At 68.8% G+C, this 12,369-nt stretch carries 10 protein-coding genes and 2 pseudogenes; 2 read left to right on the top strand and 10 right to left on the bottom strand.

The window, feature by feature from the left end:
• Nucleotides 1-841, bottom strand: a pseudogene (locus AC5LSR_RS19940) (beta-propeller fold lactonase family protein); the annotation flags it as partial.
• A gap of 440 nt (nucleotides 842-1,281) precedes the next feature.
• Nucleotides 1,282-2,334 (bottom strand): hypothetical protein, encoded by a 1,053-nt coding sequence (locus tag AC5LSR_RS19945; RefSeq protein ID WP_493468812.1) that lies wholly within the window; start codon nucleotides 2,332-2,334, stop codon nucleotides 1,282-1,284.
• Between the two features lie 582 nt (nucleotides 2,335-2,916).
• On the opposite strand from AC5LSR_RS19945, the pseudogene AC5LSR_RS19950 reads away from it, so the two are divergent.
• Nucleotides 2,917-3,015: pseudogene (locus tag AC5LSR_RS19950) on the top strand (transposase); the annotation flags it as partial.
• A 258-nt stretch (nucleotides 3,016-3,273) separates the two neighbouring features.
• On the opposite strand, the gene AC5LSR_RS19955 reads toward AC5LSR_RS19950, so the two are convergent.
• Together AC5LSR_RS19955 and AC5LSR_RS19960 are read right to left on the bottom strand one after the other, a co-directional pair.
• Nucleotides 3,274-3,498, bottom strand: coding sequence for a type II toxin-antitoxin system HicA family toxin (locus AC5LSR_RS19955; RefSeq protein ID WP_250280994.1), 225 nt, complete (start codon nucleotides 3,496-3,498; stop codon nucleotides 3,274-3,276).
• Nucleotides 3,498-3,704, bottom strand: coding sequence for a type II toxin-antitoxin system HicB family antitoxin (locus tag AC5LSR_RS19960; RefSeq protein ID WP_250289656.1), 207 nt, complete (start codon nucleotides 3,702-3,704; stop codon nucleotides 3,498-3,500). The genes AC5LSR_RS19955 and AC5LSR_RS19960 overlap by 1 nt, the downstream gene beginning before the upstream one ends.
• Before the next feature lie 1,036 nt (nucleotides 3,705-4,740).
• Here AC5LSR_RS19960 and AC5LSR_RS19965 point away from each other — a divergent pair.
• Nucleotides 4,741-5,586: a hypothetical protein gene (locus tag AC5LSR_RS19965; RefSeq protein WP_250280990.1), complete on the top strand. Its 846-nt coding sequence runs from the start codon at nucleotides 4,741-4,743 to the stop codon at nucleotides 5,584-5,586.
• A 136-nt stretch (nucleotides 5,587-5,722) separates the two neighbouring features.
• On the opposite strand, the gene AC5LSR_RS19970 is transcribed toward AC5LSR_RS19965, so the two are convergent.
• The 6 genes from AC5LSR_RS19970 to AC5LSR_RS19995 form a co-directional block, all read right to left on the bottom strand.
• Nucleotides 5,723-7,084, bottom strand: a complete 1,362-nt coding sequence (locus tag AC5LSR_RS19970) for an MFS transporter (protein WP_250280989.1) — start codon at nucleotides 7,082-7,084, stop codon at nucleotides 5,723-5,725.
• A complete protein-coding gene (locus tag AC5LSR_RS19975; RefSeq protein WP_250289657.1) occupies nucleotides 7,081-8,091 on the bottom strand; it encodes an ABC transporter substrate-binding protein in 1,011 nt (336 codons plus the stop codon). Before AC5LSR_RS19975 ends, AC5LSR_RS19970 begins: the two co-directional genes overlap by 4 nt.
• On the bottom strand, nucleotides 8,088-8,990 hold the full coding sequence (locus tag AC5LSR_RS19980; RefSeq protein WP_250280987.1) for an ABC transporter ATP-binding protein: 903 nt from the start codon (nucleotides 8,988-8,990) through the stop codon (nucleotides 8,088-8,090). Before AC5LSR_RS19980 ends, AC5LSR_RS19975 begins: the two co-directional genes overlap by 4 nt.
• Nucleotides 8,987-10,117 (bottom strand): FecCD family ABC transporter permease, encoded by a 1,131-nt coding sequence (locus AC5LSR_RS19985; RefSeq protein WP_250280986.1) that lies wholly within the window; start codon nucleotides 10,115-10,117, stop codon nucleotides 8,987-8,989. Before AC5LSR_RS19985 ends, AC5LSR_RS19980 begins: the two co-directional genes overlap by 4 nt.
• 136 nt (nucleotides 10,118-10,253) lie before the next feature.
• The gene (locus AC5LSR_RS19990) at nucleotides 10,254-11,555 is read right to left on the bottom strand and encodes a YcaO-like family protein (protein ID WP_250289661.1); all 1,302 of its coding nucleotides are present in this window, start codon (nucleotides 11,553-11,555) and stop codon (nucleotides 10,254-10,256) included.
• A gap of 208 nt (nucleotides 11,556-11,763) precedes the next feature.
• A partial coding sequence (locus AC5LSR_RS19995; RefSeq protein ID WP_250280982.1) for a YcaO-like family protein occupies nucleotides 11,764-12,369 on the bottom strand: 606 nt, incomplete at its 5' end.

A 12,369-nucleotide genomic window follows, 5' to 3' on the forward strand; every position in this document is an offset into this window, starting at 1 on the left:
GGGTTCCACCGCCCCCAGGAGTCCCCGGGTGGCCACCATCGACGACGGCACCACCAGCCGCGCCGGCAGTACTGCCACCGGCGCCGCCGGCACCGCCCAGCGCGTAGCCCTGGCCGCCAGTGCCGCCGCCTCCGCCGCCGCCCGCACCGACCAGCACCCGGTCCGCCAGACCGCACGTCAACGTCGCGCAGCCACCAGCCGCGATCCGTACATCCGAGGAACCGCCGCCACCGGCGCCGTTGCCACCGTTGAGGCTCGCGGTCCCGCCATCAGCCCCGGCGGCGTCCCCCTTACCGCCTGCCACACCACCGTTGGAGCCGCCGAAGCCCCCCACGGCGCCCTGTCCTCCGGATGGTCCGTTGTTCTTCCCGCCAGACCGGCTCGCCGCCGTGCCGTCAGTACCCTTGCCGGCAACATCGACCTGCAGAACCTGACCTGCGGACAGATCCGCTATCACGCCGTACGCCTGGCTGCCGCCCCCACCCGGACGGCCGGTGATATCACCCACCGGCGAGCCGCCATGACTGGCGTCCCCGGCAATAAAGTAATGCCCGCCCTGGGCGCCGACCACCGTGATCTCGACCCATTTTGCGCCGTTGGGCACGGTGAAGGTGTCTGACCCGACCGTGCTGTAGGTGCATGTCTTCTTGTCGAGGACGCCTGAGCTCCCACAGGATTTTTTCGGAGAGGCGCTCGACGAGGACACCGCTGCCGCGGAACCGGCCAGCAGCATACTCAGCACAACGCCTAGCACCGAAACAGACCATGCAAAGACACGACGATTGCGTATGATGATCAGCCTCCTCTGGCAGCGTATTCGTGAACCAAACAAAAATCCCAAGACCGGACACCCTCTTGGCTATGCTCCCCGGAACGAGGGTTCCAGGGTCCCGAACTGCTTCTTGCCAGGTCGGGGTTGATGTGCCGGCAAGGCGGCGGGCCATGATATTGATCACCACAATGTGGATCATTGCTTTGGAGCGGTGGACAGGGTTTCTGTAGTCGCGCGGCGGCGATAGGAAATCAACCGGCCGAAGGTCCGTTCCACAGTCCACGCAGAATCGTGGGGTCGCCCAGCACCGCGGGCCCCCGCGCTTCCTGCCCACGATCTTCTTCACCACGTCGTCCGTATACCCGTACAGTTTCGTGGTCCCGGCGCGCGGCACCGGGACCACCTGTCCGCTATGGGTGTTGCAGAAACCGCGTTTCGTCACGTGACGAAACGTCGGGCGGGCCATGCTCGGTGCCGCGCCCGCCCGCGGACCGGGGTTACAGGTGTCTTCAGACGCCGTCGTTGGCGCACAGCGCCCAGACGTCGGAGTAGGTGTTCGGCGAGCTTGTGCCCCCGGTATGGGTGAAGGCTGTCCAGTACGCCGCCGTGGTGGTTCCGTCACTGACCGGGTTGCCGCTCGAGTCGCTGGGGAAACTTCCGTTGAGGTGGTCGCCGCCTGAGCCCGGTCCGGTGAAGTCGGTCGTGGTCACGCTGCCTCCGCTGATGGCGGCGCCCCCGCTGATCAATTTCCCGTCCCCGCTGGGGCAGTTGACTGTCGTCTTCTGGCCTGTGCTCCCCGTGGTCGGGCCGCTCGCCTCGCTGAAGTGGACTTTGACGGTGACGCCGCTGATGTTGATGTTGTTTCCGCTGCAGACCGCGTAGGCGTAGGTCTCGTTGGTGCTGTTGGTGCCGTTGGCCCACCCGACGGCGGTCCAGGCGTTCGGGTTGGTCTCGCCGTCGGCCGCGGCTTTCTGGCCGTAGTCATGTGCGGAGTTGTTGAAGGTGGGGAAGCTGGCGATCGGCTTGAAGTTGCCGACACTGGCCGGGGTGGCGCGCGCCCCGCCGCCGAGCAGGACCGTGTTCGCCGGATAGGTCGCGGTGACCAGGCCCACCGTCGACCCGCTGGTGGGTGCGTTGGTCTTGTTCATGACCACCTGGGTGTGGTTGATCAGGTTGCTGGTGAAGCACACCGCGAAGGGGGTGGTGGAGAAGGAACTGTCGGCCTGGCCGCCGCTTCCGCCGATCCCGAGCCAGTGCGTCACGTCGGTGCCGACAACCCCGGTGGAACCGGTGTATTCGGTGGTGCCGTCGGGACTGGGTGAGGTGCCCATCACATGGTTGCCGTTGCCGGTGCCGGTGGCCTGGTTGATCCCACCGCCGGAGATCAGGCCGCTACTACAGTCCGCGTGGGTTGAGATCTCGGAGTTAGGGTTTGCAGGACCGCTGGTGGCCCCGGGTGACTTCACCGTGACGCCCACGGTGTTGGCGTGTGCCGTGGCCGGGAAGGCCACCGCCAGCGCGGCGCCCAGGACCAGTGCTGTTCCCGCTGTGCGCGTACGCACGGACAGATGTGATCTCACGTCAACCTTCGCGTCAGGGGTGCGCGATGCGAGCAGATGCGCCCGTCCGCACCGGGGGTGACAACTTCTGCGCGTGTAACGCAGGGTGTGCGACGCTGCACAAGACCCGCAGATGCGGAGCTATCGGCGACTATAGACCGCTTCTACGCGGAACTTGTGGTCCCTTGCGCCGATCTGAAGCGAGGAAGTTGTGGAACGCTGATAAATTGTCCTGAATTATCCGTTTCACACCTTTCCGGTGGCGGCGTGGACGCGGCTTCCGCGCCGGGGAGCTGGGCGTATGCGCGGCGCGTAGGGGGTTGGTGGAGCGGTCGGCGGAGGCTCCCCACGAGCTGGTTCGGGTGCCGGCGCGGCAGACGCGGCAGTCCCCGGCTGCCCTTCCGCGCCCTTTCAGCTGCCGAGCAGCGCAAGATCCTCTTCCGGCTCAGCTTGATCTTTAGCCTTTTCGCTGCTGGTGGGCGGTGATGGTCCGGTCCCGTTTGACGGTTTTCCCGACGTCGTGGCGGGGTGCTGGTCTGCGGTTGTGGGTGCTGGGTGGGCGGCCGGGGTGGCCACGGTCGGGACATGGGCCGATCTCCGCGCTATCCCTCCGATATGTCCGACGCGGAGTGGGCCTACGTACAGCCGCTACTACCTCCGCAGCCGAAGGACGGTCGCCGCGCCATCGCCTCGAGTTTTCGTCGCTACACCCGTTGCTGCATGATGATCTTAAAAAGATCTCACTCTTGGAGTGAAACCGCAGGTCGGGGGTGGTGGACAGGAGCGGGGTCGAACCGCCGACCTTCCGCTTTTCAGGCCGAATCGACCGTGTCGCCAGTGTCCGTAGCCGTGCATTTCCGTCCGTGGAGCGCCGCCGAAGTACCTGTTTGGTCGTCGACATTGCTACACCCGCCGCTACACCTCCGGCTAACGGGCCGTGAGTCAAAGAGCGGCGACGAACTCCTCGATCGACAGCCCCGTGTCACGAACGATCCGACGCAGTGTCCCGACCGGGATGTCACGACCCGGATGAACAGGTACGACCGTGAAACGACCCTCGGTGTTCCGCATCATGTGATGGCTTCCCTTGATACGAACCACCTCGAAGCCGAGCTTCTCAGGGACCTTGACCACATCCCCGCCAGGCAGCACGGGAAGAGGAGGCATCAGGCGACGTCCTGCACGATCGTCAGGACCGGTGGGACACCGAACTCCTCGATGACCAGCCTGACGGCCTCGTAGAGATCCGCTACAGCGTCCTCGGGAGTGTCACCGAGCCCGTGCGCGCCACCGCTGGGGAACGACGCATGGGCCGCCCAGGTGCCGCCCTCCTCCTGCTCCAGCTCGTAGGGAATCTGGACCATCCGCTTCATGGCGCTGACTGTACGCCGCCAGCCGCAAGGTTTGCGGCCTCCGCGTGTTCCACTGGATGGCCCTGGCGGCGGACACGTGGACGTTTCCACAACCATGGCGTTCCCCTCCCTGCCCGGGCGCCCGGATGTCCTGGCCAGAACTGGCAGAGCTGCCCGGGATGCCAGCCCCACGTGTGCCCGTCCGGGAGAATCCAGCCTGAGGGCTCGCCATCCAGGTTCTCGACACCGTGCGCCGCCCCCGGCTTCCACCTTCAAGATCGACATCGCCTTCTCCGCCGGCCGCCCGGCGTTGTCCAACGAGATCCGGCTGCCCGCGCCCGGGGCCGAGGCCAACGTGCAGATCTTCGCCGCGACCGGACTGCGCCGGCAGCGGGCGCTGCCGCAGCACCGTCGAGGTAGAAGCGCCGCGCAGCCTGTCTGCGGTCGGCGTTTGAGGCACTCGTCGTTGGCGGCATTGTCGAGCGCGGCCGTCGTGGCGGCGAGTTCGCGCGCGACCAGCTCATGAAGATCCCTGCCGCTGGTGAAGTCGTCCAGGCGGCGTAGCTGCGCGCCCCGATCCTCCACCGTGCGGGGTGAACGCCTCCCGGCGGGAACCACGCAGGTCAGACCCGATCCGACCTTGACCGTCCGCCGCTCTAGCATCACGGTCGTTGCTACACCCGTTGCTACAGAATAATCTTCAAGTAGCTCTAATTGATCTCAACATGGAGACAAAAGGCCTGGTCAGATGCGGTGGGCAGGGGCGGGGTCGAACCGCCGACCTTCCGCTTTTCAGGCCGGTCCATACCGTCCAGGAATGTCCGCACACGTACCCTGACGTGCACTTCTGGCTGCTGGAGTACCCCTCTGGCGGCCCGCGTTGCCACACGCACTGCCACACATCCGCCGCCCCCGAGAGGGCCGGCGGTGCCGCTGCCGAGACTTCGCTGCACCCATGTGTGGCAACGACTACGGCAGCAGGCAGTGCGAACCAGGCAGCGCCACCCGAGAGATCCCCCGCGGCCTGGCGGCCGAACACGGCCGTGCGTGATCTCTGATGAGCGCCGACGCGGCAGAAGCCGCCGCATCGACGCCGATTTCCCCCCGAAGCGGGGGATCCGCCGCCACTCCCGTGAAGATCGTTACAACTGTGATCGTGACGGTCGTCGGACTGACGTTCCTGTTCAGCTTCGGCAACATCTTCGCGCTCGGACTCCGACTCGGCGTCTCCCTCTGGGTCGCCCCCCTCGTCGCACCCGCCGTCGATCTCTCTGTCGTCGGACTCCTCCTCGGCACCCGCCACCTCGCCCTGCACGGCGGACCCGCCGACGTACAACGATCCGCACGACGCCTGCTCATCTTCGCCAGCATCGTCACCTTGGCGCTGAACATCGCCGAACCACTGATCACACGCCAGTACGGCAAAGCTGCCTTCGACGCAGTCGGCCCGCTCCTCCTTATCGGATGGGCAGAAGTCGGACCAAAACTCATCCAAGCAATGCAAGGCACCGGCACCGGCACCGGCACCACACAGACGTCATTTCCGACGAACCTTGGCCCAGGTTTCCACACCGGAAAGAAACTACCCACCACCGACCAGCGCGATCTGGCGTCGCCATGCATTCCACACCAGCAGAAAATGGACCAGCCGTCGTCTCGCGGACACCGCAGGAGAGCCTCCGAACAGGACCTGCTGCACCGTGCACGCGCCGAGGACGCACTCCATTGGGAGACCCACCACCGCCCGATCTCTGCTGAAACACTCCGCAAACACCTCCACGTCGGCGCGCCTACCGCTCGCAACATCGTCACGCAACTCCGAACCGACACCCACGCCCGCCTCGATAATGGAGCCGATACCGACATTCCCAGCGGTGAAGGCAACGGAGTCTCGGAACCATGACAGGGGCGGTGGGTAGCTGGACGGATACGGTCCAGCTACCCACCGCCCGTTAAAATGCGCGTCGACGATGGCCCCCACCGGCGTCCGTCAGCTGCGCTCGGCGAGATCGTTCGCGCCGTCTGACAGGGCTCGGCGTTCAGGGTTTCGCGAGCCCTGGTTTCGCTGAATGCGAGGTTCCCGCCTGTCCTGTGGACACCAGTGTGCGACTGGCCGTTGCCGCGACGGCAAGGGCGGCCAGGCGGTGCGGGGCCCGCAGCCGGGTGAATGAGCCCGCCGCGAGAGAGATCGCGAGTCCGCTTCCGGCGAGGGTGAGGGCGTGGCCGAGTCCGGTGTGTTGGGCGGTGAGCCCGCCGGCCGCTGCGCCGATGGGCTGGCCGCCCCAGGCGATGATCCTGGCGGTGGTGTTGACCCTTGCCTGGAGCTCGATGGGTGCGATGGTCTGGCGTACGACGATGCCGTTGAGGCTGACGGTGGTGTTGGCCGCCTGCCAGGCGAGCAGTGCCAGCGCGCCCGGGATCAGAGTGGTACTCACCGCCCAGCAGCCGAGGAAGACCAGGCCGGCGGCCAGGCCACCGAGGGTCAGCCAGCCGACCGGAAAGCGCCGCTGCAGCGGCGCGATCAGCAGGCTGCCTGTCAGGCTGCCGGCGCCAGCGGCGGCGTAGAGCAGTCCGATCCGCCCGTCGTCGTCGGGGAGCCCGAGCCGGCGGACCGCGACGACGACGATCAGGCCGGTGATGAAGCCCGCGGTCAGGCTGTTACCGAGGCCGATAAGTGTCAGGGTGCGGACGAGCCGGTGCTCCCACACCCACCGCAGGCCTTCGCCGATGTCGGCGCGCAGCGACCGCCGGACTGGCCGCACTGTCGGTGAGGGCGGGGGAAGCCGGGCCATCAGCAGTGCGGAGGCGGCGAAACTGGCGGCGTCGACGGAGAGGGCGGGGCCGGCGCCGACGGTGGCGGCGAGCAGGCCGCCCGCCGCGGGCCCGGCGAGGGCGATCACCGTGCTGACGGAGCTCATCCGTCCGGTGGCCTGCCCCATCGCGCCAGGGGGGACCAGCGCGGCCAGCGCTCGGAAGCCGGCCGCGTCGGAGAAGGTCAGAGCTGCGGCGTTGCCCGCCGCGACGATCAGCAGCTGCGTGGTGGTGAGTACGTCGATCGCGTCTGTCAGCGGGATGCTGGCTAGGAGAAGGCAGCTGGCCAGGTTCGATGCGACAAGCACGCGGCGGGGATCGAGGCGGTCGGCCCATGCTCCGGCGGGTAGCCCGAGCAGCAGGTAGGGGACGGCTTCGAAGGCGGTCAGCAGCCCGGTGAGGGCGGCGCTGCCGCTGCGTTGGTAGATCAGCAGCGGCAGCGCGACGAGGCTGACGGCCGATCCGGCCCAGGAGACCGCCCGTGCGGTCAGGAAGCGCCGATACCCGGATCGGTCGAGGGCCTGGTCGGCGAGAACCTGGTCGGCGTCGAGGGCGGTCGCCGGCTGCTCCGGGCTGGGGGGTGTGGTCATGGGTGCAGGGCCGCGGCCAGGGCTTCGACGCCTTGGACGCCGGCGAGGTTCGTCGAGTTCCACTGCGGGAGAAAGACGATGGTGCTGGTGCGGACGGCGGTGACCGTAGGCAGTGTCCTGGCGAGGAAGGTCCGGGCGTCGGTCTGGCTCTCGCCGCCGCTGAGCAGGTACACGAGTGTGGCCGGGTCGTCCTTGATGATGGTTTCCTTCGACAGCTCGCCGTAGTACTGGCCCGCGGGGAGTGCACCGGCGTAGATGTTGCGGGCACCGGCGCGCCGGGCGATGTCGGTGTAGACGCCGTCGTAGGTGTAGATCGAGCCGTTGTAGGTGCTGATCATCGCGACGGGTACGGGTGGCTGGCCGTCGACTTTCGCCGTCACCGCGGCGAGGCGGGTGTCGATGTCGGAGCTCAGCTGGGCCGCCTTCTCCTCCACGCCGAAGATGCGGCCCAGGGTGTTCAGGTCGGTGGTGACGTCGGTGACCTTCGCCCTGGTCGCGTCGTCGGTGCAGAAGCCGCTGAGGATCAGGACCGGGGTTCCTCGGGCGGTGAGGTCGTCGAGGGTGGGCAGCTGCTGGCCGTCGAAGAGGTACGAGCCGTCCGCCCAGATCAGGTCGGGACGCGCGGCGAGGAGTTGTTCCCGTGTCGGCGCGCTCTCGCTGAGGACGGGGATGGCGGTGACAGCCGCGGCGTAGGCGGGCTCGGGGCTGCCGTTGCTGGTGTTGTACTGGCCCACGATCTTCTCCCCGAGTCCGAGCGCCGCGAGAAGATCGGTGTTGGTGGGCCACCCGGAGATGACCCTGGTGGGCGCCCGGTCGAACCGCAGGGTGCGTCCGCAGTTGTTCACGCTGACCGGATAGCCGGCCTGGCTGCCGACGGCACCGGGCTGCTGTCCAGCCGGCGTCGAGGACGGCGCGGAGGAGTCGCCACAGGCGGTGGATGCCATGGCGGTGGCCAGGAGGGCCAGACCGAACGCGAGCGCCGTTCTCGGGGCGCGGCGGGTGATCATATGGTTCCTTCCAGGGAGAAGGTCGCGCTGTCAGGTGCCGGTGCTGGCGGGGTGGACGGCTCCCGTGGTGGTGGCAGCGGCTGCTGGACGAGCGGCTGCCGGGTGGCGGGCGGTGGCGGTTGGCCACCGGTCAGCGAGGTGAACGCGAAGTGCGGCCGTCCGGTGAGCGGATGGGTTCCGCGGTGGGCGTGCACCCCGAAGACCGTGCGCAGCAGGTCGGGAGTGAGGACTTCGGTGGGGGTGCCCGCGGCGACGACCCGGCCATCGGCCATGACGTGGACCACGTCGCAGTACGCGGCGGCGAGGTCGAGGTCGTGCAGTGCGGCGAGGACGGTGATCCCCAGCGAGTGAATCAGGTCGAGCAGGTCGAGCCGCGACCCGATGTCGAGGTGATTGGTGGGTTCGTCGAGCACGAGCAGGCGGGGCTGCTGGGCCAGTGCCCGGGCCAGCAGGACCCGTTGCTTCTCCCCGCCGGACAGCGAGGTGAACGGTCGCTGTGCCTTCTCGGCCATCCGTACGGTGCGCAACGCCTCGTCGATGATCTTTTTGTCGCCCGGGGAGGTGGGGCTCCAGGCGTTCTGGTGCGGGAGGCGGCCGGTGCTGACCACGTCGCGCACCGACAGAGCGACGTCGCCACCGTGTTCCTGCGCGAGTGCGCCCACCTGTCGGGCGGCGGCCCGCGGTCCCAGGTCTCGGTGCAGGTCGCGGCCGTCGAGCAGCACCGTTCCGGAATGCGGTCGCAGGGCGTGGTAGACGGTCTTGAGCGCGGTGGACTTGCCGCTGCCGTTCGGTCCGAGTAGCCCGACGAAGGTCCCGGGAGCGCAGTCGACGGTCAGGTCCCGCACGATCGCGGCCCGGTCGATACGGACCTCGACGCGTTCGATGCGCAGTCCGGTCACGAGGTGCCTCCGGGGTTGCCGCGCCGCAGCAGGACAAGGAAGAACGGAACGCCGGCGACAGCGGTGACGATGGTCAGCGGCAGTTCGAGCGGTTGGGTCACCGTCCGCGCGGCGAGGTCTGCCAGCACGAGGAAGTTGCCGCCGAGCAGGGCGGTCAGCGGCAGCAGTCGGCGGTGGTCGGCGCCCACCAGCAGGCGGACACAGTGCGGGGCGATCAGGCCGACGAACTGCACCCCGCCGGCGACCGCGATGACGGTTCCGGTGAGCAGCGCGGCGATGACGAGCAGCTCGGTGCGCAGCGCGCTGACCGCGACCCCGGCGGAGGCGGCCATGTCGTCGCCGAGGAGCAGCGCGTTGAGGGTCCGTCCGCGCAGGATGAGCCAGCAGGTGCACACCGTGACGATGGCGGCGGGCGGGCCCAGCTTGTGCCAGTCGGCGCCGGACACCATCCCGAGCAGCCAGAACAGGAGGTGCGCGAGCTGATTACTGGACACGCGCAGCTGTAGGAAGCTGGTCGCGGCCTGCAGCAGGTACCCGAGAGCGACGCCGGCCAGCAGAAGTCGGGTCGGTTCGACACGCCCCGCCCGCCGGCCCAGCACGAGCACCGCGCCCAGGGTGAGGACGGCGCCGGCGAAGGCGGCGCCGGACACGCCCAATGTGGACAGCCAGCCGGCGGCACCGGATCCGCCGGCGCCGGCGAGCGTGAGCACCGCGGCGGCACCGAGGGACGCCCCCGACGAGACGCCGAGGACGTAGGGGTCGGCCAGCGGGTTGCGCACGACCACCTGCAGCGTGGCGCCGGCGACCGCGAGTCCCGCACCGACGACGAAGGCGAGCAGGACCCGCGGGGTGCGAACCTGCCAGATGATCTCGTCGTCGGCTCCGGGCCGGCTGTCCACACCGAAGGCGGGCCCGACGACGTGGGCGACGACGCTCGACCAGACCTCACGCAGCGGAAGCCGGACCGCGCCCACACTGATCGCGACCGCGAGGATCAGGGGTGTCGCGACGATCAGGACCGAGAGGACGAGCCTGAACCGGGTCTGTTCGGAGACCGCCGCGCGGGGGGCTGGGTGTGCGGGCGACGAGGCGACCGCGCTGTTGGCGTACAGAGCCTCTCCCAACAAGAACGATTTTGATCACAAGGAGAGGACCTCCGACGTGCGGCAGCGAGTCGGAGTCCTCGCAGGCCAGGGCCGGTCGAGCAGAGCGGCTGGTCCACGCGGGTGGAGTTCGAGGAGTTGGGCGGAGTCCGATCGGCGCTCAGTGCGGCAGGGGCGTTGCCGGCAGGGATGCCGTCCGGGGCAGGGACCGGGCGGCGGGTAGCCGCTGGCCGCCGAGGAGGGGCATCCCGATCGGGGCGTTGCAGTACAGGCCGGGAACGATCACCCGGGTGACGTGCAGCCCGGCGCGGTGGACGTCCGCGGTGGTGACGTCCACCGCCACGGCCCGATGCCCGCGAGAGGCGAGCCGGTCGACGAGGACCGACAGCCGCCGGTCCGGGGTCGGCGTGGCCGGCGGGGCGAGATCCGCCAGGCTGGTCTCCCCGGTGACGGCGTCCGCGAGCTCGCGGTGGAACTCCGCGCGCACGGCCGGGTCGAGGTGCAGTTGAAGATGGCAGCCGTAGTCGACGACGTCGGAGAGGTCCCGGCGATAGGACTTCCGGTAGGCACGGTCGGCCCGCCACGCTTTGAGCGGGCTGGTCGGGCTGGTCGCCATCCGGGCGTAGGAACCGGTCGGGTCGTCGTAGTCCGCGACGAACAACTGCAGCTGCAACGCTTCGCCGTATGCCTTCATCGCCGCGTCGAGGGGATCGTGGTGCACTCCCATGCCGAGCGTGAGGTAGCCGGTGTGCCTGTCCGCGACGAGCGCGCCGATGACCGGCTCGGAGAACTCGTCGTCGAAGACGAGGAAACGCACGTCGAGGACACCCCGCGGGCCCTGGCAGAAGTCACGTAGCCATCGGGGTGGGACGGCCTGGCGTAGCCCACGCCCGCCGTACCAGGACAGCGTCATGGCGTCGCGTTCGATCACTTCCAGCAACGCCCCGGTCTCGGCCGACAGCCGGTCGGCGCCCGCGGCGAGACCGGCCTGCATGACCGGGTTGGTCCGGGGCACCTGGTTGCCGGCCGACGGCGCGTTCCACGAGACCCAGACCAGCGAGGCGGGAACGAGAACCGGGGCACCGGTACGCAGGTCGCGACCGTGAGCCCACTGCTGGACGAGGTCCGTGGTCATCGGGACCAGGGGGAATCCCGGGGTCTCGTACTGCGCCCGCGCATAGAGCGCGAGACTGCCCGGATCGACGGCGTCGACCCCCGCGTCGGCCAGTTCGGCGTGGCTGGCGCTGATCAGCCCAGGTGGAACGAGGTTGCCGCAGTACCGCTCAGCGGCCTCGCCCAGCGCCGCCGCGACGGTGCGCCGTGGGTCGGCGAAACCGTACCCCGCGCCGGTGGCGTCCGCCGGCCACGGCCCGAACCGGGTCGTGTCACACAACCATGCGTGGGTCAGTGCGAACGACGGGGGAAACCACGACGGCACGGCGCGTGGCACCAGGCGACGCACGATTCCGGTTCTTCCGTCGACGAGCCGGGGATAAGGGACACCGTCCGTTGTCGCGTCAGGAACGGCCCCCGTAGCGGTGCTCATTTCCGTCGCCATCTCTCGCTGTCTCGTCGTTTCGTCATTTCTCGCCGTTTCGCCACTTCTCGCCGTCTCGTCGTTTCTTGCGGTCTCGTCGTTTCTTGCAGTCCCGCAATCACGCGCGGAACCGTCAGGCCAGCGGTAGGGGTTGGTTCACCAGGTCGTCCTGGGTCAGCGGCGCCGTGCTCCAGCCCATGGCGACGGGCACGTCGTAGAGCCGGCGCCCACCGCGCAGCGGATAGGCCGGCGGCCCGTTGCCGACCAGTCCGGGAACGACGACACGAACCACGCGCAGCCCGGTACGCGCGACGTCCGGCGTGGTGAGATCGACGGCCACGGCATGCAGTCCGGCCATGCTCAGGTGTTCGAGGTAGGCGGCGTGGGGGCTCGCAGCCTTTACCGGACAGATTGCGTCAAGCGCGATGCTGGTCTGCGGGCACAGCCGATCCCAGGCGCCTCGCTGAAGGGCCGGGTCGAGGTAGAGCTGCGCGATCGCCGGAAGGTCCACCAGCTCCCGGTAGTCCGCGCTCACCGACGCCCCGTAGCGGCGGTCGGCGCGAAACGGCAGGAAGACATGCTCTTCGATGTCGCCCGCCGCGACCGCCCGCCACACATCGCTGTCGGGGGCCGCGAGCTGCCGGGTCAGCGTGAGCAGTTGCAGGGACTCCACCAGCGCTTTCACCGCGGCGGCGGACGGATCGGCGCGGCAGGCGCTGCCGAACGCGATGATGCCGTC

It is taken from the genome of Protofrankia sp. CiP1_Cm_nod4, assembly GCF_982290645.1.

What these genes read in the sequence shown, in the direction of transcription:
- AC5LSR_RS19955 (WP_250280994.1), bottom strand. Translation starts at nt 3,498, where the DNA reads ATGCCTCCTCTTCCCGTGCTGCCTGGCGGGGATGTGGTCAAGGTCCCT.
- AC5LSR_RS19960 (WP_250289656.1), bottom strand. Translation starts at nt 3,704, where the DNA reads ATGAAGCGGATGGTCCAGATTCCCTACGAGCTGGAGCAGGAGGAGGGC.
- AC5LSR_RS19965 (WP_250280990.1), top strand. Translation starts at nt 4,741, where the DNA reads ATGAGCGCCGACGCGGCAGAAGCCGCCGCATCGACGCCGATTTCCCCC.
- AC5LSR_RS19970 (WP_250280989.1), bottom strand. Translation starts at nt 7,084, where the DNA reads ATGACCACACCCCCCAGCCCGGAGCAGCCGGCGACCGCCCTCGACGCC.
- AC5LSR_RS19975 (WP_250289657.1), bottom strand. Translation starts at nt 8,091, where the DNA reads ATGATCACCCGCCGCGCCCCGAGAACGGCGCTCGCGTTCGGTCTGGCC.